The sequence below is a fragment of the Bacillus sp. AY3-1 genome (assembly GCF_008368785.1).
Taxonomy (GTDB): domain Bacteria; phylum Bacillota; class Bacilli; order Bacillales; family Bacillaceae_G; genus Bacillus_A; species Bacillus_A wiedmannii.
Window position 1 is genome coordinate 109,907 of the sequence record NZ_QORZ01000014.1, and the last position, 26,426, is coordinate 136,332.

Genomic DNA, 26,426 nt, shown 5'->3' on the forward strand with positions numbered 1-26,426 from the left:
GATTTAAGTTGTTTCTGCGCTATTCAATGCTTACGTGATGTTTCTATATAAAACTAAATATTAATTTAAGCATGGATTGGGTGGCAGAGTTTTCTGCCACCCAATCCATGCTTAAAAGCTATTATTATGTATTTTTCATAAAATTGGGAACTTGTCTAGAACATAGAACCTGTCCTTTTCATTAACTGAAAGTAGAAACAGATAAAGGAGTGAAAAACATGTTCTCTTCTGATTGCGAATTTACTAAAATCGATTGCGAGGCGAAACCAGCTAGTACACTACCTGCCTTCGGTTTTGCTTTCAACGCGTCTGCACCTCAGTTCGCTTCACTATTCACACCATTACTATTACCTAGCGTAAGTCCAAACCCAAATATTACTGTTCCTGTAATAAATGATACAGTAAGTGTTGGAGATGGCATTCGAATTCTACGAGCTGGTATTTATCAAATCAGTTATACATTAACAATTAGTCTTGATAACTCACCTGTTGCACCAGAAGCTGGTCGTTTCTTCTTATCATTGGGTACGCCAGCTAACATTATTCCTGGATCAGGTACAGCAGTTCGTTCTAACGTTATTGGTACTGGTGAAGTAGACGTATCCAGTGGTGTTATTCTTATTAACTTAAATCCTGGTGATTTAATTCAAATTGTACCAGTTGAGTTAATTGGAACTGTAGATATTCGTGCTGCAGCATTAACAGTTGCACAAATTAGCTAGTAAAAAGCGGTATTTCTTCATTAGAAATACCGCTTTTTATATTTATAATAAAAAACACTCACAGTAATATGAGTGTTTCATTCTTCATAATGTTTTATTGTGTTCTTCTTTTTCCCGCAATTACATCCCTTTTTCTTCACAAACCCTTGTTGTTGTAATTGTTCTTGGTATGCCTGTTGTTGTGCTTGGTGTTGTTGCTGTATATGATACCATTGCTGCAGGTCATATGAATTTTGCCTTGGACTATTACTCACAGCAAACATCTCCTCTACTGTCAATTCTGTCTATTCACTATATGAACAACTCTTTATTTCCGTTCCCTCATTCTTTTAAACTCCGCTTTTTCTCGTATTATGAAAATATATTATTCTCCCATAAAATATCCTGTAATCGTTTCAATGATTGCTGCTGCTCCTGCAATAGCTAATAATGCAAGTAACGGCTCTGCAACGATAGGGATCCAATTATATAAAACTAATAAAAAAGCACTAACCCATACACCTGTACACCAATAGCAGCTTAATAATTCGCCAATCCACTTTCTTAATCCTTTACCTTTTACTTTTGTAAAAGTTGATACACTTCCATCCGGCTCTGTAATCTCTACTTCGTCAATAAACGGTCTTCGCAAAAAAGCTGTAATTTTATCATAAACAATTAAACGGGTTAGCCTAAAGGCAGCTAACGCAAAAATAAAAAATAAAAGCCAGCTTGTAAACAGCATGATTCCACCTTCCCTTATCTTCTTTCGCCTATTTAAAAAAAAAGGTCTTGAGATTGTGACCAAATCTCCTCGACTCCAATATCTTATTAATGTAAATACAAACAAGAAGATAAGGAGTGACATTAATGAGTTGTAACGAAAATAAACACCATAGCTCTTCTCATTGTGTAGTTGACGTTGTAAAATTCATCAATGAATTACAAGATTGTTCTACAACAACGTGTGGATCTGGTTGTGAAATTCCATTTTTAGGTGCACACAACACTGCATCAGTAGCAAATACACGCCCTTTTATTTTATACACAAAAGCTGGAGCACCATTTGAAGCATTTGCACCATCTGCAAGCCTTACTAGCTGCCGATCTCCAATTTTCCGTGTGGAAAGCGTAGATGACGATAGCTGTGCTGTACTACGTGTGTTAACTGTAGTATTAGGTGATACTTCCCCTGTACCACCTAATGATGACCCAATTTGTACGTTTTTAGCTGTACCAAATGCAAGACTAGTATCGACATCTACTTGCATTACTGTAGATTTAAGCTGTTTCTGTGCGATTCAGTGCTTACGCGACGTTTCTATCTAATAAATGAAGTAAACTAAAAAACTATTGGGGTGGTAGAAGCTTTCTACCACCTTTACATATTTAAAAACCTGCCATACTAATCGATTGGATATCATCTATAGACAACTTAATATCTCGCATACTATTTGGCGGCATAATAGCTACAATTCCATTACGATACGATATGATTGATCCAACATATGAGACTGTAGCTGTTTTTATTCTGCACCTTATTTTCGGAATATAATGAGGGCGGTTTAATAAAAAATGAATCTTCTCTTCATTATTCATATCCTTAAATGATTTATTATACGGGACAGTTCTCACTGGCTCATGCTGTTCTTTCTGTTCTTGCTGCTCTTGTACTTGTTCCTCTTCTTCTATTTTTTCTTCTACTTGTTGCTCTTCTTGTTGCTCTATTACCTCTTCCACAGCACTACTTACAATATTTTCGTTTCTATTACTTTCCTCTTTTCGATCTTCATTTTCAAAGTTTGTTAAGATAATTCTTTTTATTTTCGGTGCAGCAAGTTCCAAATTTACTTGCGCAATATATAACAACGGTTTTCCAACTGTTGAACTTTTATTTTTATTCTTCACACTCGTCCCTCCCACTTCCATACGTAGCTGAATAAATTGTGTACTATTATAGTTATATTCATAACGTGGTAAGAACTTTCGTTAAAAATTGTTCTTTCTAAGAACAATTAAAAAGGACAATCTCAACATTTAGAGATTGTCCTTTAAAAATTAATATTATATTTATCCTAGGATATGATACCCTGAATCAACGTGAATGTTTTCTCCTGTTACGCCTCGTGCTAAATCACTGAATAAGAATACTGCCGTATCCCCAACTTCTTCTGGAGTTGTTGTACGACGAAGTGGTGCGCGCTCCTCAATTTCTCTTAAAATTGAGTTAAAGTCGCCTACGCCTTTTGCAGATAACGTACGAATTGGTCCTGCAGAAATAGCGTTAACGCGAATGCCGTGTTGGCCTAAATCGTTAGCTAAATATTTTACGCTCGCTTCTAATGAAGCTTTCGCAACACCCATAACGTTATAGTTTTTCACAACGCGCTCGCCGCCAAGGTATGTTAACGTTAAAATATTTCCGCCTTCTGTCATTACTTTCTTCGCTTCTCTTGCTACAGCTGTTAAAGAGAATGCACTAATATTTTGTGCAAGTAAAAATCCATCGCGAGAAGTATCTACAAATTCACCTTTTAAATCATCACGATTTGCAAAAGCAATACAGTGTGCAACACCGTGAATTGTACCAACCTCTTGCTTGATTGTTTCAAAGCAAGCTGTAAGTTCTTCATCATTTGTTACATCACAAGGTAATACAAGTGATTCTTGCCCTTCTAATGTTTCCGCTAATTCACGAACGTTTCTTTCTAAACGTTCTCCTGCATATGTGAATATTAATTTTGCACCTGCATTATGCAAAGAGCGAGCAATTCCCCACGCAATACTTCTTTGGTTCGCAACGCCCATAACAACAAATGTTTTCCCTTGTAATAGTTCCATGATATATCCTCCCAGAATTGCTTATACTTGTTATTAGTACCTGATACTATAATTATAGTACCATAAAACCTCTTAAAGGCAAACAAAAAAGTCATTAACTTAAATTTTGTTAATGACTTTTTGTTTCTATAAAAAACCGCTCTAATCCTTCTTCCCAAGAAGGCATTTGTGAAAAACCATTTAATCGTAGCATGTTATGTTGGAAAACAGAATATTTCGGTCTCGCTGCCGCCGATCCAAATTCTTCGGTTGAAACAGGTAATACATTCACTTTCATATTTGCATCCGAGAATATTTTTTTGGCAAATCCAAACCAAGAACATGAACCTCTATTTGATACATGATACGTACCGTATAAAGAAGTTTGAATGAGCTTATTAATCATCACATTTAAATCCGCCACATAAGTAGGAGAACCAATTTGATCCGCTACAACAGATAATTCTGCTCTTTCTTTTCCTAACCGCATCATCGTTTTCACAAAATTGTTTCCATACTTACCATATAACCACGATGTTCGAACGATAAAATATTTATTATGTAACTCTTTGACAAACTGCTCTCCCGCATACTTAGAAGCCCCGTATACATTTATCGGTGATGGATTATGAAACTCATGATAGCCATCTGGTCTGTCACCTTGAAATACATAATCGGTACTAATATAAACTAATTTCGCCCCTACTAATTGTGAAGCAACCGCTACATTTCGAGCCCCTATTGCATTTATTACATAAGCAAGATCTTGTTCTTTCTCGGCATGATCAACCTTCGTATACGCTGCACAATGAATAATTATGTGTGGCCTTATTTCTTGTACCACTTGCTGCATTCGGGATATATTTGTTATATCTAGTAACTTTTTATCAAATGGATATATGTCATATTCTTCAGGATTTAACTCTTCTTGTAGTTGCTTTCCCAATTGACCATTTGCTCCCGTTATGATAATCCGTTCTTTCATTTATATGCCCCTTATTTTTCTTTTAATGGTTTCCACCATTCTATATGATGTTCATACCATTCCACCGTTTCTTTTAGCCCCTGTTCAAACGTATACTGCGGTTCCCACCCGAGCTCATTCTTCATCTTTTGTGCATCAATCGCATAACGACGATCATGCCCTAAACGGTCTGTAACATACGCAATATCTTCTTTCATTTTTCCTAAGAGAGAAATAATTTGTTCCACAACATCTACATTGGTTTTTTCATTATTTCCACCTATATTATATACTTCTCCTATACGTCCCTTATGCAGAACAACATCAATCGCACTACAATGATCCGTTACATGTAACCAATCTCTTACATTTAATCCATCGCCATATAACGGTAATTTTTTCCCTTCCAGCGCATTCGTAACCATTAATGGAATTAGTTTTTCAGGATATTGATACGGCCCATAGTTATTGGAGCAACGCGTTACTAAAACTGGTAATTGATATGTTTTATAATAAGATAAAGCTATCATGTCGGCGCTCGCTTTACTTGAAGAATATGGACTATTTGGAGCTAATGGAGTTTCCTCGGTAAATCGACCTGTTTTCCCTAAAGAGCCGTACACCTCATCTGTTGATATTTGCAAGAGTTTAATATGTGGATATTTTTTTACTAATTCTAATAATGTGACTGTCCCAATTACATTTGTATCATAAAAAGGGATCGGATTTTCAATACTACGGTCCACATGTGATTCAGCTGCGAAATTTACAATCACATGGACGTCTCGCTCTTTTATGACATGCTCTAGCAGCTCTCCATTTTGAATTTCCCCTTTTACAAAAGAGTAATTCGGATGATCTTGAAGAGACTGTACATTATTTAAGTTTCCACTATATGTTAATGCATCGTAATTAATAATTTTATATGTTTCATAGCTTTGTAACATGTAATGAACAAAGTTACTTCCAATAAATCCAGCCCCACCTGTTACTAATATATTCATAAACAACTCTCCTACTCAAAAGCTATCTTCACATTCCTGAAGCAACGGTAATATTCGATCTTTGTCAGACAAAATAGGACTTGTTACCGGCCATGGAATTGCTAAATCTTTATCTTCCCAAAGTACCCCTGAGTCATGATCGGCACTATAATACTCATCTACTTTATACATAACAATAGTATGCGGCACAAGTGTACAAAAACCATGTGCAAATCCTTTCGGCACTAACAATTGCCGATGATTATCCGCGCTTAAAATATATCCTCTCCACTGTTTAAACGTTGGTGAATCTTTTCGCAAATCAACGATAACGTCATAGATTGCTCCTTGCATAGCTTGAATAAGTTTCGTTTGTGCTTTTGGATTTTTTTGAAAGTGTAATCCCCGAATCGTTCCCGCTTCTGCTGAATAAGAAACATTATCCTGCACAAACGAATACGTAACCCCTAATGCTTCTAGCACCTTCTTATTATAACTTTCAGTAAAAAAGCCACGCTCATCTCCAAATAACCTCGGTTCTAACAATTTTGCGTCGGTAAAGTTTGTTTCTACAACTTTCATATTCTCACCTATTCTCCGTTAAACTGTTTACCAAAGTTTATATCCCGCGCTAACGTATTCGCCCTTTGAAGAGAAACATGAGTTCCCGCATCAGTCCACCAACCACTCATTTCATTATAAGTAAGTAACCCTCGCTTTAAATACCAATTATTGATATCTGTAATTTCAAGTTCTCCCCTTGCGGAAGGTTTTAATTCTTTTATATAAGAAAAGACTTTCGGGTCATACAAATAAATTCCTGTAACTGCATAGGAACTTTTCGGCTCTTTCGGCTTTTCTTCAATTTCAATTATTTTTCGGTTTTGAATATGCGCCACGCCAAATCTCTCCGGATCATCTACAGATTGCAGCAGTACTTTCGCACCTTCTTTTTGAGTTGCAAACTCTTCCACGTACGGACGAATGTCATCTGAAAAGATATTATCCCCTAATATAACTACCATACGATCTTTCCCAACGAAATCTTCACAAAGCCCTAATGCTTGTGCAATTCCGCCAGCCTTATCTTGCACACGATACGTAAAGGACACCCCAAACTCTTGACCGCTTCCTAAAAAACTAACAACATCTCCCATATGCTCTTTACCTGTAATAATCATAATATCTGTAATTTCGCATTGTTTTAGCTTATATACCGCATGATAAATCATTGGATAACGTCCAACAGGAAGCAAATGTTTATTCGTTACTTTCGTTATTGGATATAGCCTCGATCCAGTACCGCCTGCTAAAATAATCCCTTTCACTCTGCATCTCTCCCTTATGATGGAGATAGTATATCTTTATACTGTTCTACAAACACTTTTCGATCTTTCTCATATGTATCCGCATCAAATTCATCTCCGTTATAATGAATACACCATAAATTTGATTGATTTGGGATACCAATTAAATAACCAGCCCTTTGAAACTCTAAAGACTGTGATACATCATAAAAGTGGAACCCTTGAAACAAATCTTCTCGCCACGGAATATCATACTGCGTTGCCATGAATAGGCCATCAATTGCCTGCACCGACATAAAAGATTGGCTTCCATAAAAACCCTGATCTAAATTTAATAATTGATAATTCCGTCTTCTATACTCAATCACTTTCCCTACTAAATTTTTCCCTTCCCACCATATCCCGTTACTCGGTAAAAATTGGGCTCCAGCTACTCCAATTAAGCCAAGCTTTTCATTATCTTTAAAAAGGGAAATAAGTGTATAAAACATCTCTCGATTAATAAGATAAGTATCTTGATGTATATAAACCTTATACTTCGCGGGATATGAAAGTGCTCGGTTATATGCACTTGCCATACTTTTTGCATCTCGTATCGGAAAGATTTGTACGACATAATCAGGGGGAACAAAAAGGTTTCTTATTTGTCTCTCGCATTGTTCAAATAGCTCTTCATTATTTACACAAACAACAACTAATATTGTACGATCCTTCATTTTGTAGCCCCTCTATTCGTCTTGATTTACATCTGACATATAGTTCTCCACAAATATCTTTCTATACTTGTCATAGTTGGTCATATTCACATCAATATGATAGTGAATGCACCACGCATCACGCTGTACAGGAACCCCAACTGTATAGCCAGCTTTTCTAAATTCAAATGACTGAGATACATCATAATAGTCAAACCCATCAAACAAGTCTTCTCGCCACGGAATATCGTATTGCGTTGCCATCAATAAACCGTCGATACATTCCACAGGCATAAATGTTTTTGACTCATGGTACGGCTGTTCTTGAGTTGCCATATAAAATAAATCGTTCATATAACCAATTACTTTCCCAACAACTCCTCTGCCTTCATTCCATATCCCGTTTGGAGGAACATATTGGGCTCCAATCATTCCAATCATTCCAAGATGTTCATGTTCGTTAAATAATTGAAGTAATCCATATAAAAATGCCACATTCATAATGAAAACATCTTGGTGTATATATACTTTATATTTCGCTGGATGCGAAAGCGCTTGATTATATCCGCTCGTCATACTTTTCGCATTCCGAATTGGCATAAATTGTACAATATATCCTGGAGGCACTCCCAATCTCAATATATGCCGCACGCACTGTGCATACATTTTCCGATCATTTATACACGTAACAAATAATATTGTTTTTTCAGCAGCACTCATAACTGCGATTTTTCTGCTTCAATAATATACTGAAATACGACCGTCTCAGCCATGAAGCCACTTCCAAGACGATATTTCTTACAAATTCCATATAACTCCTCAATTAACGGTTCATACATTTTATGATCAATATATACACGATCTACTTTACTAATCGAATATCCTGCTTTTAAAAACATTCGGAGCATTTCATTAAATGTAAAGAAACGAATATGTGTTTTATCTAATAAACCATATTCTGTATACGTCCAATTTCCAGCAAGTAAAGGCGCTAATACTGAAATGTGAGCAACGTTTGGTATACTTGCTAAAATCACACCATTTTCTTTTATATACGGCTTTACTTTTTCTATTGCAGCCCACGGATCAAATAAATGCTCTAATACATCCCCAAATATGACGCAATCAAATTGCTCCTTCTCATATGGCATATCCATTGTTTCTATATCGCCTAAAACAACATGATCTAGTTTTTCTTTTGCTTTTTCTGCTGCCTCTGGGAATGCCTCGATTCCTGATACACGTGTTCCATTTTCTTTAATAGCCGCTCCCAATGCACCACTCGAGCAACCAATATCAAGAACTTCTTTCCATTCCTTTTTTATATGCTTTAATAAATTCGGATTCACTGCATTATAATAATGCCCGGACTTTTCTTCATATAAAGAATTTTTTTGGGGATTCATTTCACACACTCCTTATGCAAATTGAATTTGAAATATAAACTTCATATGAAGTCTATAAATGTAACCATTACACCGATACTTTACTATATAGCCAATCTATTAGAGTTAGAATCGTGATAAGTCATTTCTAAAAAAAACAACCTATAACGATTTATATTGTTTATCAAAAACACCCCGAAAATATTTGCGGTTATATTCAATTGCAGCATTATTTGGAACATAAGCAGCTGCTAATTCGTTGTAATAATAAGCTTTGTCTTGCTCTCCTAACTTGCTATAACAAATACACATTTGTAAATAGGGAAGCCATGTGTAGCTCGCTGGACTATGAAACGGACTCTCCGTCGCCATTGGTACTTCCGTTGCAAGTTTAAACCAAAATATCGCTTCGTTATATTTTTGTTGTTCCATATATATATATCCTATTCTTGTACAATTCTCTCCTCTAGGAACATCATATCGAAACGACTTCACGCAAGATTCAACTGCCTTTTCCCATAATCCAAGCTTTGCATAGCAATCTCCTAACTTGCCACATGCATAAATTTTCTCTTCATACCATCCTTCGTCTTGATTAAGGAATGTTTCATATAGAGTAACTGCATCATCATATTTTTGGTTATCCATAGATTCATTCGCGTAATAAAATAAATCTCTCGGACTCAATTCTTCTCCAGCTGCTACAGCATTTTGAAAAATTTTCAAATTACGATTTGTTACCTTTTTTTCTTTTTTATGTGTAATAGCAACATTACTACTAAAAGTTTCACCAGAAATAGCTAAATACTCATGAACCTTTCCAAACCATTGAAATTGTTTTTCACGCTTTACAAGTCGATTTCTTTTTGTACAATATAAAGGTTTCCCGTTAGAATCCATTGCAAGATGATAAGGCATCGAAACAGCATCAATTTTAGGATCCAATTCTCTTTTTAAGAGTTTCAATGCTTCTTGAGCATCTTCTAATAATACGTCATCTGCATCTAGCCACAATATATATTCTTGCGTTGCTTTTGAAAAAGAAAAATTTCTTGCTGCCGCAAAATCATTAATCCATGGAAAGTCATATATGTTAGAGGTATATTGAGCTACAATTTCTTTCGTTCGATCAATGGAACCTGTATCAACTATAATAATTTCATCAGCAATTTTTTCGACTGCATCTAAACATCGACCTATTGTATCTTCCTCATCTCGAACAATCATACATAAACTAATTGTGATTCCTTGCTTGTTCAACATAATCACCCTCTTCCAAATCAATCATATGTTATACATACAATAAACTTTCCACTTTTTTAACTTACACAAGCAGTTTAAGATTTCTTTTCAATAATTCAAATGTCCGTGTCATTTTCTTCCGGTTTTGCATCTACTATATAATGAACGCTTTATGGAGGTGAATTTATGTCAAATAATAATTATTCAGATGGATTGAATCCCGATGAATCTTTATCAGCTAGTGCATTTGACCCTAATCTTGTAGGACCAACATTACCACCAATACCACCGTTTACCCTTCCTACCGGACCAACTGGGCCGACTGGACCGACTGGACCCCGACTGGGCCAACTGTACCAACTGGACCGACTGGACCGACTGGGCCGACTGGACCAACTGGACCAACTGGACCGACTGGACCGACTGGACCCACCGGACCGACGGGACCGACTGGACCAACTGGACAAACGGGACCACCTGGACCGACTGGACCGACGGGACCGCCTGGACCGACTGGACCGACTGGACCAACTGGAGACACTGGTACGACTGGACCAACTGGGCCAACTGGAGACACTGGTGCGACTGGACCAACTGGGCCAACTGGAGACACTGGTACGACTGGACCGACTGGGCCAACTGGAGACACTGGCGCGACTGGACCAACTGGTGCTACCGGACCGACTGGACCAACTGGGCCAACTGGACCGACTGGACCATCAGGGCTAGGACTTCCAGCAGGATTATATGCATTTAACTCCGGTGGAATTTCTTTGGATCTTGGACTTAATGCTCCAGTACCATTTAATACTGTTGGATCTCAGTTCGGCACAGCAATTTCTCAATTAGATGCCGATACTTTCGTAATTAGTGAAACTGGATTCTATAAAATCACTGTTATCGTATATACTGCAGCCGTAAGTCTATTAGGAGGACTTACAATCCAAGTAAATGGGGTACCTGTACCTGGTACTGGAACGACTTTAATCTCAGTTGGAGCACCTATCGTTGTTCAAGCAATTACGCAAATTACGACAACTCCATCATTAGTTGAAGTAATTGTTACAGGACTTGGATTATCATTAGCTCTTGGTACGAGTGCATCCATTATTATTGAAAAAATCGCTTAATTTTTTCCTTAGCAGTAAAACTGATATCAGTTTTACTGCTTTTTCATTGGTAAATTCAATCATTAAATCCTTCTTTTCTACATAGTCATAATGTTGTATGACATTCTTCAGGAGGCAATTATATGGAAAATAAATCGGCTGTCCAGCTTTATCTTGAGCTATTAAAGAAAACAATTTTATTTGAAATATGGCTAGAATACGAACCATACTTACCTGCTTCTTTACATATATCTAAAGAACTATCATATGAACCAGTTACGGTTCCACTTCCTTTATTTCTTAAGCAGTATATAGAAAATCACAATTTAAAAATCGTTAATCCTAATGTTTCAAACGATGAGCGTCAAGGTGGCAAGGATTGGCCAAGAGCTGCACACAGTATGGTTGGTCGAAAACGTATGAATCAATTACAAGAGGCGATGGAAACTGTAGTCAGGGAAAATATAGAAGGCGATTTTATTGAAACTGGTGTATGGCGCGGAGGATCATGCATTTTTATGAATGGGTTTTTACAAGCAAACAACATTAAGGATCGTACTGTATGGGTTGCCGATTCGTTTGAAGGTCTGCCCGCACCTAACTTAGAACAATATCCGAAAGATTACGGTGATTATTTGCACACATTCGATTACTTACGAGTTTCTTTAGAAACAGTGCAAGAAAACTTTAGAAAATATGATTTATTAAATGATCAGGTGAAATTTTTAAAGGGTTGGTTTAAAGATACATTGCCTTCAGCACCGGTAGAAAAAATTGCAATTGCTCGCCTTGATGGTGATATGTATGAATCAACGATGGATAGTCTTGTAAATTTATACGATAAAGTTTCAACAGGTGGCTTTATTATTATTGATGATTACGGATTAGTAACATGTGCAGAAGCTGTAACAGATTTCAGAAATGAAAGAAATTTAAAAGCTCCTATTACTAAAATTGATGATTTCGGTATTTATTGGCGAAAAGAATAGAATATGATTTTATTTTTTGAGGGGTTCTATTACACTACTTATTCATAAGAACTAATTGTGTAAAGTTCCCCTCACTATAAATGATTAACTTATATATACAATAGAAATCCCCTACTTTACTACAAGGACGGAGTGAATGTATGAACGAAAACGAGAAAAAAATCACATTAATTCCACCCCCAGAACTCGTTCAATATGTAGGTGGTGATTTTGAAGAAGTTGGAAAAGAGTTTATGCAGTATTTTATTGAAATTGGCAATTTAAAATCAAATGAAACAGTGTTAGATGTAGGCTGTGGCATTGGCCGAATGGCGGTTCCATTAATGAATTATTTAAGAGATGAAGGTACTTATTATGGATTTGACTTATTCAATGCGGGAATTACATGGTGCAAAAATAACATTTCTACACGCCGTAACAATTTCCATTTTGAACATGTCGATATATATAATCAATTCTACAATCCCGATGGAAAAGAAGATGCTTCCCAATACAAGTTTCCATATGAAGATGAATCATTTGATTTTATTTTTTTAACGTCAGTATTTACCCATCTCCTTCCGAAAGAATTAGAACATTACGTATGCGAGATTGCACGAGTTCTGAAAAAAGATGGGAGATGTTTTATTACTTTCTTTTTAATTAACCCTGAATCATCCTATTACTTAAATGCAGGACTAAGTACGTTAGGTTTTTATCATCAAATTGACAATTGTTATGTTCTAAATAAAGATATCCCTAATTTCGCAGTTGCCTATCCTGAGGAAGATATTCGTACCCTATTAAATAAGTATGGGCTAGAAGTACAGACTCCCCCCCATTATGGTTCATGGTGTAGTAGAACTGAACACACAAGTTATCAAGATATTATTCTTACACAAAAAATTTCTGAAAGGTAGTTGTATATGAATAATATAAAAAATCCACCTCTTGTTTCCATCCTTATTCCCACCTATAATCGACCACATTATTTTAAAATTGCTTTAGAAAGTGCACTAGCGCAAACGTATTCAAATATTGAAATTATTGTAGGAGACGATAGCACAAATAATGAAACAGAAAAATTAATCTACAGACATTATTTACATAAGCATAAACATATAACGTACATTCGAAATGCCTCTACTCTAGGACAATTTCATAACGCCCTTATGCTCTTAGAAAAATCAAATGGAGAGTACATAAATTTCTTAATGGACGATGATATATTTTATAATAATAAAATCGAAAAAATGATGTTTTATTTCCAACAAGACTTAAATAAAAATCTTGCACTTATCACATCCTATCGCACTTGGATTGATGATAATGGAGATATAATTGAACAACATCCCTCCATGAAAAAATTATATGATGAAGATACTCTACTAAATGGGAAAGATTTTGGAAACCGTATGCTTATGGCAGGACAAAATATTATCGGTGAGCCTACAATCGTACTCTTTAGAAAAAGCCTATTAACGGAACCTTTCGGCACTTTAAATGGCAGAAAATATGGTTGTAGTGTTGATATGGCCTCTTGGATAAGTTTACTTTCAAAAGGTGATGCGATGTATATAACTGAGCCCTTAAGTTCATTCCGTCTTCATACTGGACAGCAAGTACGTCACAAATTCCTTGAGGGCTGTGAAGATTTTTCTCACCTCGTTTTAACCTCGAAAAAGTATGGTTTCTTACAAGACGCCAAATATTATAAAAAAGGTTTGATAAGAGCTTACGGATGGTATAAAAATGCGACCAAATTTTACGATTTATTTCCAAACCTCATTCCAGATAAAAATACACATGCACGACTTTCTTATTGTTTAAATATCATTACAAAAGAGCTCCGTGCAATATAGTCCATCACAAGGGAGGAGCTATTCCTTCCTCGTGATGTATGACTTCCCACAAATAGTGGAATAAATGTATGCATAGTCTGCTTGTATATTATTTTTATCATGACATGATCCATATACTTACTAGGCGATAGAAAGGAATACATACATTGAAAGATCGAAATTCTCAATATCAAATAGACTACGTATTACTATTCATCTTATTTGCCATTGGGACTGTTAGTTGCTTTGCAATTGCAAGTGCACAAGCCTCTTTACCACCATTTTTGCAAAATGTAAATTTTGTATTAAAGCAAATCCAATGGTACTTCATTGGATTTATAGCCATCGGTTTTATTATGATTATCGATTTCGATCGTTATCAAAAAATTGCTTGGTATTTATATAGCTTTGCACTGGTACTACTAATTGGACTAGAACTTCAAGTACCAGGTGCCGTTACAATAAAAGGTGCGACCGCTTGGTACAGGCTTCCAGGCATCGGAAATTTCCAGCCTTCTGAAATTATGAAATTGTTTTTAATTATCGTCACCGGACGAATTATAGCAAATCACAATGAGAAATATTTTTTCCGAACAATACACTGCGATTTTTTATTACTCGGAAAAATATGTGCAACAAGTTTGCCACCCCTACTACTTATTGCAAAGGAACCTGATTTAGGAAACACAATGGTAATTTCAGCTATGCTCGCAGCAATGATACTAGTTTCTGGTATACGTTGGCGTTTTATTTTCGGATTAGTTTCTGGTATTTTTGTAGCTGGCGTTACATTAACGTATATTTTTTTTACTCATACAAAATTCTTTAAAGCATACATTTTACAAGAATATCAACTAAATCGCTTCTACGGCTGGTTAGCGCCATACAAATATGATGCACAAGGCTATCAATTAAGACAAGCTTTCTTAGCTACTGGATCAGGGGAAATGCAAGGAAAAGGTTGGGAAAATGGACAAGTATACTTTCCAGAACCACATACAGATTTTATTTTCACCAATGTCGCTGAGCAATTCGGCTTTTTAGGCGCAAGTGTCATTATTTCACTTTTTTTCCTACTTATTTTCCGCATGATTCATATCGCTTTAGAAAGTAATGACCCTTTCGGTAGTTACATCTGTGCTGGGACAATCGGAATGTTTACTTTTCAAGTATTTCAAAATATCGGGATGACCATCGGATTACTACCTATTACAGGAATTACATTACCCCTTATGAGCTACGGAGGAAGTTCCTTACTCACATACATGATAGCGATTGGATTCGTTTTAAACGTTCGCTCAAGAACGAAAATCTTTATGTTTAAATGACGAGCAAAAACAGTATATTTTTATCTCTATCCTTTTTTAGATATACTAATGAAAAATATGGTGGAGGTTTAAATATGAAATTTGACATTATAGGGGATATTCATGGATGCTTTCAAGAGTTTCAAGATTTAACGACGAAACTCGGATACAACTGGAATAGTAACCTGCCGTTTCACCCTGACCAACGTAGGCTTGCTTTTGTTGGTGATATTACAGATCGCGGCCCTCATTCATTACGTATGATTGAAATTGTATGGGAACTTGTCATAAATAAAAAAGTAGCTTATTACGCTCCGGGAAATCACTGTAATAAACTATACCGTTTTTTCCTTGGGCGTAATGTGACAATCGCTCATGGACTCGAAACAACTGTTGCCGAATATGAAGCACTGCCTTCTCATAAACAAAACATTATAAAAGAAAAATTCATCACACTTTATGAGCAATCCCCTTTATATCACGTACTCGATGAGAAAAGGTTAATTGTATGTCACGCTGGAATTCGACAAGATTACATAGGAAGACAAGATAAAAAAGTACAAACCTTTGTATTATATGGCGATATTACAGGGGAAAAACATGCTGACGGCTCTCCTGTCCGTCGCGACTGGGCACAAGAATATAAAGGAAAAGCTTGGATTGTATATGGACATACACCCGTTAAAGAACCTCGCTTCGTAAATCATACAGTCAATATTGACACTGGCGCTGTATTTGGTGGCAAACTAACCGGACTACGTTATCCTGAGATGGAGACCGTTTCCGTCCCTTCCTCCCTGTCTTTTGTCCCTGAGAAATTTCGCCCAATTTCATAACGACCCTTATTTAGATATCATTCACAAATTACGAGGATTATCGTATCATTTAGGCGGCTCTCCTATAAAAACTAGGTAAAGTAATTAAAAAAAGATGCAATAAAGTGCATCTTTTTTTAATTACACGGCATATACTGTCGCAGGAGGTGACAGAATGAAGAAAAAATCTTCTAAACAAAAAAGAAAATGCCCGCCTTTTTATCTACCCATGTACGGAATTAACAACTGGTGCAGCATTCGAGCTGCAGCTTTAGAAGAACCGGACGGACAAGGGGCTTCCCCAAAAAACAAAGCTAAACCAAAATATGTCTCTTTAGAAAATGCTGTAATGAGCCGCATAATCGATAATAGAAAAACAAAGATGCAGCAAAAAAATAAATCTCTCTCTACTCACACTGAACAGGTTGTGCCTTCTGAGCAAACAGAGAAAAATACAGAAGAAGACATCCCTGTAGCAATAAATAAAAAAGCAGAATCAGAAATTCCAACTGCTATTATAAATCAAGTGAAAAAAATAAGAGAAGCATTAGCACCATCCAATGATATACAAACAGAAAAAACGATCATAATTCAAACTCCTACACCTGAAAATACAAAAGTAAAAAAAGGGGGACGATATGCACATGCAGAGGGGCTTCACTCTAATGCAGAGGGTACAGCTTCACATGCAGAAGGACTTCTTACACACGCAAAAGCTTCTTTCTCTCATGCGGAAGGATCAAAAACGAAAGCAACTGGACATAGTTCCCATAGTGAAGGAAGTGAAACGACAGCAGGTGGCTCTTATTCTCATGCGGAAGGTAAACATACAATCGCTTTAGGCGAAGCAGCACATGCAGAAGGAACCGCGACTATCGCTAACGGATTCTCTTCTCATGCGGAAGGTAATCATACATCAACAGCTCATTTTGCAGGTAGCCATATTATGGGGCGCTTCGGCACAGCAGAAGAATCTTATTCTTGGTTTATTGCAAACGGCACAAATGAAACCGATCATAATATCGGTGCAAAGTGGCTTGCTCATAATGGGGAAATGTATATTGATGGCGCTTCTTACAATGCAAGTGGAACTGATTTTGCACAAATGTTTGAAACAACAGACAATAATTTTATTGATGTAGGTTATTTCGTTACATTTAGTAGCGAAGAAAAAATTCGGATCGCTACTTCCAACGATTCATTCATTTTAGGAATATCTAGTGCAACCCCCGCCCTTATAGGAAATAGCGGTGCTTTAAGTTGGCAAAAACGCTATAAAACAGATAACTTTGGAAAACGCCAATATGTACGTACGGAATCGCAAGACATACAACCTCTTTTAAATACAGAATGGGATCCAACTTGCAAATATATAGCAAGAAAAGATCGTACCGAGTGGCTTCCTGTCGGATTAATTGGACAAATGTTAGTACGCGATGACGGCACTTGCGAAACGCATGGATATTGTCGTCCAAATAACGATGGCATTGCTACAAAATCCGAAAGTGGCTTTTTCGTTATAAAGCGCACGGGTGAAAATCAAATTTTAATATTATTCCGCTAAGAAAAAAGGGAACAAAATTCTTCGTTACATAAGAATTTTGTTCCCTTTTTAAGTATGCCTTAATACCTCTTCCATATCGCTTGGAATCGTTGTAGCGAAAGACATTTCCTTCTCTAAAATAGGATGATAAAACGTCAAAGATGTACTATGAAGTGCTTGACGTTTTATCACATCTCTTCGTCCTCCATATAAATCATCACCAAGTAACGGGTGGCCTATATGAGCCATATGTACACGAATTTGATGCGTTCTTCCGGTCTCAAGCTCAAGTGATACATGCGTCTTATGATTGGCGCTATCCATCACTCTAAAATGAGTAACTGCTCTTTGCCCATTTTCACAAACGGTTCGCTCAATAATGCTATCCGATTTTCGTCCAATCGGTGCATCAATCGTTCCTTCTCGTTCTATCATCTCACCGTGAACAATTGCTTCATATGTTCTTTTCACAGCTTTTTGTTGATGCTGTTTCGATAAAAGATGATGCACGAAACGATTTTTTGCAATAAGCATAAGCCCTGAAGTATCACGATCTAATCTTGTTACGATATGCACCGTACTTGCAAGATGCTGCTTATCATAATGAGATAAGAGCGCATTCGCAACACTACCTGCCGGATGTTCTCTAGACGGAATCGTTGACATGTTCGCCTCTTTGTTTATGACAAGAACCGCATCATCTTCATATACAATACATAAAGGGATATCTTCTTTAATCATCCCTTCACTTCTTTCTTCCACTGGAAAAAAGACACGTAATTCTTCACCAGCTTGCAACTGATGACGAACACTGGCATGTTGATTATTTACTTCAATAGCTCCGCCGCGAAATTTTATATCCGTTAAGGCGGCTTTAGAAATCCCTTTTGTTTTTAAAAATTCTCTAACTAAAGTTCCCTCTTCAACCGATTCTATATCCCATTTCAATGTAAATCTGTTCAAATATATAAACCCTTTCTATTTATCTGCAACAAACGAGTCACGAACTCGTTTCCAGAACGGGAACGGACGGAAACGAACAAATCGTACTTTCTCGTTTGCAACGCGATACTGGATTGATTTCACATCTTGATGAACCATCGTTAAATGGTCCACCGTAATTTGTAAGTTCATTCCTGCAGCCGGCTTCAACACACATGTATGATGCTTCGGCAATACGAGTGGCGAGCCTACAGTACGAAACACACGGTTATTAATAGATGCCATTTCTGCAATTTGAATCGCTTCAATAGAAGGGTGAATAATCGCTCCGCCAAGCGCCTTATTATACGCAGTACTTCCCGAAGGAGTAGAAATACAAAGGCCATCCCCGCGGAACGTTTCAAAGTACTCTCCGCGTATTTCCACTTCTGTTACTAATGTACCTTCCGCACTTTTAACAGTTGCTTCATTCATCGCCAAATACTGTGACTCTTTACTCCCATTCACATAGCGAATAATCACTTCTAAAAGCGGATATTCCACCACTTGGAATGGTGTTTTAGCAATTGCAATTACTAATTTCTCTACTTCTGTCGGTAACCAATCTGCATAGAAACCTAAATGCCCTGTATGTACACCAACAAATGCTGTTTCATCCAATCGATTATAATAACGATGAAATGCATATAAAAGCGTTCCATCTCCCCCAACAGAAATTACAATATCGGGTTCCTTTTCATCCATTATAAATCCAAAGTCTAGCAAGTATTCTTTCATCGTGCTTGCCAGTGTATCTGATGATTGATCTCCCTTTGACATAATTGTAAATTTCATCGCCCAACACCCTTTAGTTTATGATTCAGAATCTTTCGTTTCTTGTTTTCTTGAAAAAGCTTTCTGCGCTTCTTGAATCTCAAGACGAATAGAAGACATTTCTTCATCTAATAAAAACGCCGCTTCCGCTGCGCGTTGCAAGCGTATTTTAATATCTTCAGGAAAACGTCCACTATATTTATAATTTAAAGAATGCTCAATTGTTGCCCAAAAATTCATTGCTAACGTGCGTATTTGGATTTCTACCAATACTTTTTTTTCTCCCTGAATCGTTTGAACGGGGTAACTAATGACAACGTGATAAGAGCGATAGCCGCTATCTTTCTTTTGCGTGACATAATCACGTTCTTCCACGATTTCAAAGTCATTTCGTTTTCGAAGATATTCTACAACAGGCTTAATCTCATCAACAAATTGACACATCATTCGAAGGCCCGCGATGTCTTGCATATCTTCTCTCAGCCGGTCTAACGGTACATTTCTCTTCTCCGCTTTATCAATAATACTAGCAACCGACTTTACCCTTCCTGTTACAAACTCAATTGGAGAATGCTCTGTTAACATTGCAAATTGAGTACGCATTCCTTTTAGTTTCACTTTCAGCTCTGCCACCGCTTGATGGTAAGGTGCTAAAAATTCTTCCCAATTTCGATTCATTTCAACCACCACCAAAATCAATCCATTTGCTTATAGAAATACTTTTTCTACAGCAGTTACTAGTTCTTCTCCGTAATTTGCATTACCTTCAATATTTTCAACTAAATATTCTACTTCTTCTTTTAAATTTTCTAATTCCATTTCAACGTCGTTCACACGAACGAACATTGCTATATCGTTATTCATCGCTTCATGCATTGCTTCCCAGCACGTGTGCGGAATACTTACATAAATGAAAGATGATTCGTTTTCTAAAATATATAAAAATGATAAATTGTCTGAGTCTACAAGTACGTGATTACGCGCACTTAACTCCTTTACCTCTATTTCATTATTTTCCGCACAAAAAATAAGCGCATTCTCTCTCTTTTCTACGCTCTTAACTTGAATTTTATTTTGCATGCTCTTACTCCTCCATCTCAACTTCCTGTCTTACTTAACAGTATTATTGTATCATAACATGGACGCAAACAAATAAAACATTGAACCAAATTTATGAAAAAGCGATAATGTGTAAAGAATTATTTTTTAAAAGGAGCGCGCATACAATGACACAAGAAATTGAAATTGAATTTAAAAATATTGTTACAGAAGAAGAATTCGATACATTATGTAAATCATTCTCTATTGAGGTATTTACGAAACAGGTGAATCACTACTTTGAAACACCGGGCTTCTCGTTAAAAGAAGCTGGCTCTGCACTTCGTATTCGTCATAAAGGAGAAACTTATACATTAACATTGAAACAACCTGCAGAAGTCGGCTTGTTAGAAACGCATCAAATCGTAACAGAAGACGAAGCAAGAATGATGATGAAAACAAACGTAATCATTCCAGGGGCTGTAATGGATCAACTACACAAATTACAAATTCCTGTTTCCACTTTAACTTATATGGGTAGTTTAACAACTGAAAGAGCCGAAACACTATTTGAAGGCGGAACGCTTGTCTTTGATCATAGTTTCTATTACAATCACGATGATTATGAAATTGAATTTGAAGTGCAAGATGAAGAAACAGGAAAAGCTACATTTATTCATTTATTAAAACAGCACGACATACCAATCCGTCATACAAATAATAAAGTAAAACGCTTTTTCCTTGCCAAACAAAACAAAGCACGCTAAAGTGAAAATTCCACTAGTGAATACGTTCTACTAGTGGATATATCTCACTTTTTAAAAGGAAAAGATTCTTTTACATTTGAAAAATAAGCAAAGAACGTTATGAAGGCTGTTTATTTGCCCTCTAGAACATTCCATTGCTACAATAGATATACATTTCATGGAAAAAGGAGTTTATAAAGGATGAGCAAGCAACCGATGACACCATTTGAAGCAATTGGCGGTGAACAATGCATTGCAATATTAGTAGACACGTTTTATTCCTATGTCAGTAAACACCCTGACCTATCTCCCATCTTCCCGGATGATTTAACAGAAACCGCTAGGAAGCAGAAACAATTTTTAACGCAATATTTAGGTGGTCCTAATTTGTACACTGAAGAACATGGTCATCCTATGTTAAGAGCACGCCATCTTCCGTTTGAGATTACTCCAAAACGAGCAGAGGCTTGGCTATCATGTATGGAGCAAGCAATGGATGACACAGGAGTTCACGGTCATATAAGAGAGTTCGTTTTTGAACGTTTAGCGTTAACTGCTCAGCATATGGTTAATACTCCAAACGAAACAGGTGAAGTGTAATGGATAAGCAGGAAGCAACGCATATAAATATGCCATCTCCTTCCGCATGTGAGCATAAGTCTGTAGAAGCATATTTATTTATTGATCCACTTTGTAAAGATTGCTGGGAAATTGAGCCCTTTATTATTAAACTATGGCTTGAATACGGGAAATACTTCTCTATTCGTCATATCGTAACAGGAAAAGTGGACGGAACGAACGCTTCCTCACACAAATGGAATAAACCTGCTAATATTCGATTTGTGTGGGAAAAGACAACAAGTTTACAAGGTTTTTCATGTGATGGAAAGGTACATATGCAAGAAGCATCGTCAACACCATATTTAGTTTCGATGGCAATTAAGGCAGCGGAGTTACAGGGCCGAAAAGCAGGTTCGAAGTTTTTGCGAAAACTCCAAGAATACATTTTCCTTGAAAATGTATCAAACCCTGACTGTGAATTATTACTTGCATGTGCAAGAGATAGCGATATCGATGTAGAAGAATTTAAAAAAGACCTACATTCCGCTAGCGCAAAAAAAGCTTTCCAATGTGACTTGAAATTTACAAATGAGATGCATATTACAGAAATACCTTCTCTCGTATTCTTTCATGCGAATTCAGATGAAGAAGGTATTAAAATCGCTGGAACTTATTCCTACGACGTATACGTACAATTATTGAAAGAACTTGTAAAATGTGAAATCGAGCCAGAACCATTACCACCTTTAGAAGTGTTACTAGAAGCAACGCAATTTATATCTTCAAAAGAAGTAGCATTTATATATGACTGCTCGCAGCAAGAGATCGAGCGTGAACTGAAAAAATTACAACTGAAACGAAAAGTACAAATGATTGACGTAAAATGTGAACGTTATTGGAAATGGATAGCAAAAGAAAAAGACCTGGTGTAAAACACCAGGTCTTTTTCTTTACGGCTTATAAAAATATTAAAGGGGATGGGAGAAATTTTCACGTTCAAACAAAGGGGTATATGTTTGTATGTGAATTCGTTCACGCTTATTATATTACAAGATTCGACGTCAGATGACAACCCTTTTTGTCGAATTTCACACTTTTGTCACATTCTAAACGTTTTCATTTCTGAATAAGCTATAAAAAAGCTATTTTGGAGGTGTTCCGTATGAAAAAAACGTATATTTTACTTATCTTACTAGCTGTCATCGTTTCTTTTTTCTTGTACATCCTCTCTCTACTACAAGCTTTTCCTAAAATTATTGCCTTCCCTCTTTTATTTGGAGTCATTGTCATCGCTCTCTCTTATTTCAACCATAAAAAACGATTTAAAGGTTTTTAACTACAAAAATCACCTGTAAAACTGCCTTCTAATTTAGAAAAAAGAAAGAAATTCACCTTATTTTTTCGACAAATATCGACAAAAATATTTAAAACAAAAAAAGACGAGGTAAATTCCTCGTCTTTACAATTACTTCTCTTCAAATAATAATGCTTCTAATTCATTTAATTTCTCTTCAAATACTTGTAACGCTTCTTTTACCGGTTCTGGAGATGCCATATCTACTCCAGCTTTTTTCAGCACTTCAATTGGATAATCTGAGCTCCCTGCTTTTAAGAACTCATTAATGTAACGTTCTACTGCTGGTTGCCCCTCTTCTAAAATTTGTTTAGACAAAGCCGTTGCTGCACTAAATCCTGTTGCGTATTGGTATACGTAATAGTTGTAGTAGAAGTGCGGAATACGAGACCACTCTAAACCAATTTCTTCATCGATTACTAAAGCATCACCGAAATATTTCTTATTTAAATCATAGTAGATCTCCGTTAACATGTCTGGCGTAACCGCATGTCCTTCTTGTACTTTCTTATGAATAATATGCTCAAACTCTGCGAACATCGTTTGACGGAATACAGTACCACGGAATCCTTCTAAATAATGATTTAATAAGTATAGACGCTCTTTCTTATCTTCTGTCGTTTTTAATAAATAATCGTTTAGAAGTGCTTCATTACAAGTTGATGCTACTTCCGCAACGAAGATTGAATAATCACCGTATACGTGCGGCTGCGTCTTTCTTGTATAGTAGCTATGCACGGAATGACCGAACTCATGAGCAAGTGTAAATAAATTATTTACATTATCATGCCAGTTCATTAAAATATACGGATTTGTTCCATATGCACCAGATGAATATGCTCCGCTTCGCTTTCCTTTATTCTCATACACATCTACCCAGCGATTTTCATATGCTTCTTTTAAAATGTCAACATACTCATCACCAAGTACGTTTAAAGACTTTAATAACATGTCTTGTGCTTCTTCATACTTCACGTTCATTTTCACTTCTGGTACAAGTGGTGTATATAAATCATACATATGAAGCTCATCAAGTCCTAGTGCACGCTTACGAATATCAATGTAACGATGTAGCAAGTGTAAATTATCATTTACAGATTCAACAAGTTGATCATACACCGCTTCAGGAATATTATTATTACTTAATGCCGCTTGACGTGCAGAATCGTATTTACGAACACGCGCATTGAAATTATTACGTTTCACAGCTCCGCTTAACGTGCTTGCAAATGTGTTCTTATATTTCCCGTACGTTTCATATACAGCTTTGAATGCATCTTCGCGCACACGACGATCATCACTTTCTAAAAACTGAATGTAACGACCATGTGTAATTTCCACTTCTTCTCCATCCTCACCTTTAATAGATGGGAATTTCAAATCCGCATTATTCAACATACCAAATGTATTACTTGACGCACTCATTACTTCAGATGCTTCTGCTAATAGAGCCTCTTCCGCTTCAGATAATACGTGCGGGCGTTGACGCGTAATTTCTTCTAATGCATGTTCATATACACTTAAGTCTCTATTTTCTGTCAAGAATGTTTGCAGTGTATCTTCTGCAATCGATAAAATTTCAGGCACAATATATGCTGTGCTACTAGATACTTGTGAATATAAATTTGTTGCGCGGTCATTTAACGCTTGATACACAGAGTTTGTTGTATCTTGATCGTAACGCATATGTGCATATGTATATAGCTTACCTAATCGCATTGAAATTTCGTCTTCATATTGCAATGCCTCAAGCAAATTGTCCGCAGAGTCACCAAGTTTCCCTTTAAATTCAGTTAACTTCGGTAATAGCCCTTTAATAGCTTGGAATTCTTTTTCCCATTCTGCATCTGTTTGGAAAATATCTTCTAATCGCCATGTGTTTGATTCTTCAATCTCACTGCGATTTGGTAATGTTTTTGTTGTGTTTTGTTCAGACATCCTTTAAGCCCTCCTTTAAATATCTCTACTTACATACAATTCGATTTTTCTTATGTAATTCCTTCACGATCAGTCTTTATTATATCCCCTTTTCCTTCTCTCATGTTGTACTTTGCCTCAAATAAAGATAAGGCATACGTTAAGCAAATTTCATCATATTTTATAACTTCCTCCTCTGTTTTTAACATAACTACTTCTCTTTTTTTCCGGTACTTATAAGTCCCTACTTTCTGCAATACACCTGCATAACATAAAAATGTCATATATTCAGCAACTGCTACTTTCCATATATGCCGTGAAAAGTACGGGAGCATGCGCCTTTTCGTATACGTTTTCACATAACTACATACATATTGAAGAGAAATACAATCCCCTACCGTAAGCTCACCTATACACTTTATATATAGAAAAGCTTGCCATATAAATGGATTTGTTTGAAAAGCAAATGAGGACGGGAGTGGCACACCGATTTCAGAAGGAAAATTTGCTGGGGTACATTTACATTGATATAAAAGGCGTAATAGTGACTTATGATTATAATTCCAAATCGGCAGAGCATTTTGCCGAAAATAGCTCTTTCGCTTTTTCCATTCCTCACCTAATGTTTCTTTTCGGAAAGAGACGGGAGAAAAGAGCATTTCAAAAGTAGTCGTTTCAGTTGGTAAATAGATAATATGTGAGAAAGAGACGCTTGTAGAAAATGAAGTGAGAAACGCGCATTTCATAAATGATTTTTGTTTCGAACAGAAGAAAATAAGAAATGGCTGAGGATAAGATTGTAAGGAGAAAGCCATAAGTGAGGAGAATTTCATCCAATATGCTGATTGCCTTTTCAATTGATTTCCACCAATGATCCAAATGACCTGTATACCAGCTCGCCAATACGAATAGGTTCGTTTGTACAGCTGCTCTATAGAGAGATTGGCGCATTGGTATTCAATCGCAATTGTTCTCCCTGCTCTCTCTATGAAAATATCTGGTCGTTGCTGAATTTCTGGAAGATAGTGCTCTATATACACAGGAAAGTTTTGACGTTTGAACCACCTATATAACAATTCTTTACCGTGCATATGATACATAGATTCTGCTTCATAAAAGGCAAGACACGCGTCCATTTTCTTATGAGCAAAATGCCAACTTTTTTGTTTCCCTAATTTCATTTGCACTTCCTTCCCGCAAGCTATGCAAAAGAAGCTTTCCATTTTACGCATACGATGTAAAAGCTCTTCATCATAATGATAGAGTAGATGAATTTTTTCTCCATTTTCTCTTTTGGCGATAAACATCGGAATCACACCCTTTCAGCTCCTTATATTCTACAATTTATTACAAATTCCTTTTAAAAAAGAGATGT

At 36.5% G+C, this 26,426-nt stretch carries 30 protein-coding genes and 1 pseudogene; 13 read left to right on the plus strand and 18 right to left on the minus strand.

All coding sequences use genetic code 11. The features are described from left to right. Positions 1 to 218: 218 nt before the first annotated feature. Entirely contained in the window at positions 219 to 722 is a 504-nt protein-coding gene (exsF, locus tag DN389_RS09675; protein WP_000492937.1) for an exosporium protein ExsF, read from the plus strand. 77 nt (positions 723 to 799) lie between these two features. Here exsF and DN389_RS09680 read toward each other — a convergent pair whose 3' ends face one another. Beyond that, the gene (locus DN389_RS09680) at positions 800 to 985 is read right to left on the minus strand and encodes a hypothetical protein (protein WP_033657682.1); all 186 of its coding nucleotides are present in this window, start codon (positions 983 to 985) and stop codon (positions 800 to 802) included. Positions 986 to 1,086: 101 nt separating this feature from the next. Then, positions 1,087 to 1,446: a DUF1360 domain-containing protein gene (locus tag DN389_RS09685; RefSeq protein WP_000899666.1), complete on the minus strand. Its 360-nt coding sequence runs from the start codon at positions 1,444 to 1,446 to the stop codon at positions 1,087 to 1,089. Between the two features lie 125 nt (positions 1,447 to 1,571). Here DN389_RS09685 and exsY point away from each other — a divergent pair, with 125 nt between their 5' ends. Beyond that, the gene (gene exsY / locus DN389_RS09690; protein ID WP_001277746.1) at positions 1,572 to 2,030 is read left to right on the plus strand and encodes an exosporium assembly protein ExsY; all 459 of its coding nucleotides are present in this window, start codon (positions 1,572 to 1,574) and stop codon (positions 2,028 to 2,030) included. Positions 2,031 to 2,090: 60 nt separating this feature from the next. Here exsY and DN389_RS09695 read toward each other — a convergent pair whose 3' ends face one another. The 10 genes from DN389_RS09695 to DN389_RS09740 form a co-directional block, all read right to left on the minus strand. Then, positions 2,091 to 2,630: a spore coat CotO family protein gene (locus tag DN389_RS09695; protein ID WP_074651412.1), complete on the minus strand. Its 540-nt coding sequence runs from the start codon at positions 2,628 to 2,630 to the stop codon at positions 2,091 to 2,093. Positions 2,631 to 2,771: 141 nt separating this feature from the next. Continuing rightward, a complete protein-coding gene (gene fabI / locus DN389_RS09700; protein ID WP_000421887.1) occupies positions 2,772 to 3,542 on the minus strand; it encodes an enoyl-ACP reductase FabI in 771 nt (256 codons plus the stop codon). Between the two features lie 109 nt (positions 3,543 to 3,651). Then, positions 3,652 to 4,506, minus strand: coding sequence for a dTDP-4-dehydrorhamnose reductase (gene rfbD / locus DN389_RS09705; protein ID WP_149237047.1), 855 nt, complete (start codon positions 4,504 to 4,506; stop codon positions 3,652 to 3,654). Between the two features lie 11 nt (positions 4,507 to 4,517). Further along, complete coding sequence (gene rfbB / locus DN389_RS09710; RefSeq protein WP_149237048.1) at positions 4,518 to 5,489, minus strand: dTDP-glucose 4,6-dehydratase; 972 nt, start codon at positions 5,487 to 5,489, stop codon at positions 4,518 to 4,520. 15 nt (positions 5,490 to 5,504) lie between these two features. Next, the gene (rfbC, locus tag DN389_RS09715; RefSeq protein ID WP_000869422.1) at positions 5,505 to 6,050 is read right to left on the minus strand and encodes a dTDP-4-dehydrorhamnose 3,5-epimerase; all 546 of its coding nucleotides are present in this window, start codon (positions 6,048 to 6,050) and stop codon (positions 5,505 to 5,507) included. Between the two features lie 8 nt (positions 6,051 to 6,058). Next, positions 6,059 to 6,796: a sugar phosphate nucleotidyltransferase gene (locus DN389_RS09720; RefSeq protein WP_149237049.1), complete on the minus strand. Its 738-nt coding sequence runs from the start codon at positions 6,794 to 6,796 to the stop codon at positions 6,059 to 6,061. Positions 6,797 to 6,810: 14 nt separating this feature from the next. Further along, the gene (locus DN389_RS09725; RefSeq protein ID WP_000654997.1) at positions 6,811 to 7,491 is read right to left on the minus strand and encodes a glycosyltransferase family protein; all 681 of its coding nucleotides are present in this window, start codon (positions 7,489 to 7,491) and stop codon (positions 6,811 to 6,813) included. A gap of 12 nt (positions 7,492 to 7,503) precedes the next feature. Then, entirely contained in the window at positions 7,504 to 8,190 is a 687-nt protein-coding gene (locus tag DN389_RS09730; protein ID WP_001271201.1) for a glycosyltransferase family protein, read from the minus strand. Continuing rightward, positions 8,187 to 8,876: a class I SAM-dependent methyltransferase gene (locus DN389_RS09735; protein ID WP_060489354.1), complete on the minus strand. Its 690-nt coding sequence runs from the start codon at positions 8,874 to 8,876 to the stop codon at positions 8,187 to 8,189. Before DN389_RS09735 ends, DN389_RS09730 begins: the two co-directional genes overlap by 4 nt. A gap of 141 nt (positions 8,877 to 9,017) precedes the next feature. Continuing rightward, positions 9,018 to 10,118, minus strand: coding sequence for a glycosyltransferase (locus DN389_RS09740; RefSeq protein WP_149237050.1), 1,101 nt, complete (start codon positions 10,116 to 10,118; stop codon positions 9,018 to 9,020). A 165-nt stretch (positions 10,119 to 10,283) separates the two neighbouring features. Here DN389_RS09740 and DN389_RS09745 point away from each other — a divergent pair. The 7 genes and pseudogenes from DN389_RS09745 (at position 10,284) to DN389_RS09775 (ending at position 17,701) form a co-directional block, all read left to right on the plus strand. After that, positions 10,284 to 11,227, plus strand: a pseudogene (locus DN389_RS09745) (BclA C-terminal domain-containing protein). Between the two features lie 122 nt (positions 11,228 to 11,349). Then, on the plus strand, positions 11,350 to 12,195 hold the full coding sequence (locus tag DN389_RS09750; protein ID WP_060489348.1) for a TylF/MycF family methyltransferase: 846 nt from the start codon (positions 11,350 to 11,352) through the stop codon (positions 12,193 to 12,195). Positions 12,196 to 12,335: 140 nt separating this feature from the next. Beyond that, entirely contained in the window at positions 12,336 to 13,094 is a 759-nt protein-coding gene (locus DN389_RS09755) for a class I SAM-dependent methyltransferase (protein ID WP_098189654.1), read from the plus strand. 6 nt (positions 13,095 to 13,100) lie between these two features. Then, positions 13,101 to 14,036: a glycosyltransferase family 2 protein gene (locus tag DN389_RS09760; protein ID WP_098189653.1), complete on the plus strand. Its 936-nt coding sequence runs from the start codon at positions 13,101 to 13,103 to the stop codon at positions 14,034 to 14,036. 146 nt (positions 14,037 to 14,182) lie between these two features. Next, entirely contained in the window at positions 14,183 to 15,343 is a 1,161-nt protein-coding gene (locus tag DN389_RS09765; RefSeq protein WP_098189652.1) for an FtsW/RodA/SpoVE family cell cycle protein, read from the plus strand. A 74-nt stretch (positions 15,344 to 15,417) separates the two neighbouring features. Further along, entirely contained in the window at positions 15,418 to 16,158 is a 741-nt protein-coding gene (gene prpE / locus DN389_RS09770) for a bis(5'-nucleosyl)-tetraphosphatase PrpE (RefSeq protein WP_098189651.1), read from the plus strand. 154 nt (positions 16,159 to 16,312) lie between these two features. Beyond that, positions 16,313 to 17,701: a peptidase G2 autoproteolytic cleavage domain-containing protein gene (locus DN389_RS09775; RefSeq protein WP_098189650.1), complete on the plus strand. Its 1,389-nt coding sequence runs from the start codon at positions 16,313 to 16,315 to the stop codon at positions 17,699 to 17,701. Between the two features lie 48 nt (positions 17,702 to 17,749). Here the strand turns inward: DN389_RS09775 and DN389_RS09780 are convergent, their stop codons facing one another. The 4 genes from DN389_RS09780 to DN389_RS09795 are packed head-to-tail and all read right to left on the minus strand — an operon-like array spanning position 17,750 to position 20,515. After that, on the minus strand, positions 17,750 to 18,643 hold the full coding sequence (locus tag DN389_RS09780) for an RluA family pseudouridine synthase (RefSeq protein WP_098802247.1): 894 nt from the start codon (positions 18,641 to 18,643) through the stop codon (positions 17,750 to 17,752). Positions 18,644 to 18,658: 15 nt separating this feature from the next. Then, positions 18,659 to 19,456, minus strand: coding sequence for an NAD kinase (locus DN389_RS09785; RefSeq protein WP_000673190.1), 798 nt, complete (start codon positions 19,454 to 19,456; stop codon positions 18,659 to 18,661). An 18-nt stretch (positions 19,457 to 19,474) separates the two neighbouring features. After that, positions 19,475 to 20,113: a GTP diphosphokinase gene (gene yjbM, locus DN389_RS09790; protein WP_001081480.1), complete on the minus strand. Its 639-nt coding sequence runs from the start codon at positions 20,111 to 20,113 to the stop codon at positions 19,475 to 19,477. Positions 20,114 to 20,143: 30 nt separating this feature from the next. After that, the gene (locus DN389_RS09795) at positions 20,144 to 20,515 is read right to left on the minus strand and encodes a UPF0738 family protein (RefSeq protein WP_060489335.1); all 372 of its coding nucleotides are present in this window, start codon (positions 20,513 to 20,515) and stop codon (positions 20,144 to 20,146) included. Between the two features lie 146 nt (positions 20,516 to 20,661). On the opposite strand from DN389_RS09795, the gene DN389_RS09800 reads away from it, so the two are divergent. The 4 genes from DN389_RS09800 to DN389_RS28390 all read left to right on the plus strand — a co-directional run bounded on the left by DN389_RS09800 (position 20,662) and on the right by DN389_RS28390 (position 23,116). Then, on the plus strand, positions 20,662 to 21,240 hold the full coding sequence (locus DN389_RS09800) for a CYTH domain-containing protein (protein ID WP_149237051.1): 579 nt from the start codon (positions 20,662 to 20,664) through the stop codon (positions 21,238 to 21,240). 180 nt (positions 21,241 to 21,420) lie between these two features. Continuing rightward, complete coding sequence (locus DN389_RS09805) at positions 21,421 to 21,819, plus strand: globin domain-containing protein (RefSeq protein ID WP_000043382.1); 399 nt, start codon at positions 21,421 to 21,423, stop codon at positions 21,817 to 21,819. Further along, on the plus strand, positions 21,819 to 22,712 hold the full coding sequence (locus DN389_RS09810; protein WP_000360672.1) for a ClpXP adapter SpxH family protein: 894 nt from the start codon (positions 21,819 to 21,821) through the stop codon (positions 22,710 to 22,712). The genes DN389_RS09805 and DN389_RS09810 overlap by 1 nt, the downstream gene beginning before the upstream one ends. Before the next feature lie 230 nt (positions 22,713 to 22,942). Next, positions 22,943 to 23,116: a hypothetical protein gene (locus DN389_RS28390; RefSeq protein ID WP_046957017.1), complete on the plus strand. Its 174-nt coding sequence runs from the start codon at positions 22,943 to 22,945 to the stop codon at positions 23,114 to 23,116. A gap of 129 nt (positions 23,117 to 23,245) precedes the next feature. Here the strand turns inward: DN389_RS28390 and pepF are convergent, their stop codons facing one another. Together pepF and DN389_RS09820 are read right to left on the minus strand one after the other, a co-directional pair. After that, entirely contained in the window at positions 23,246 to 25,072 is a 1,827-nt protein-coding gene (pepF, locus tag DN389_RS09815) for an oligoendopeptidase F (protein WP_000003403.1), read from the minus strand. A 50-nt stretch (positions 25,073 to 25,122) separates the two neighbouring features. Next, positions 25,123 to 26,367, minus strand: coding sequence for a competence protein CoiA (locus DN389_RS09820; protein WP_149237052.1), 1,245 nt, complete (start codon positions 26,365 to 26,367; stop codon positions 25,123 to 25,125). Between the last annotated feature and the right edge of the window lie 59 nt (positions 26,368 to 26,426).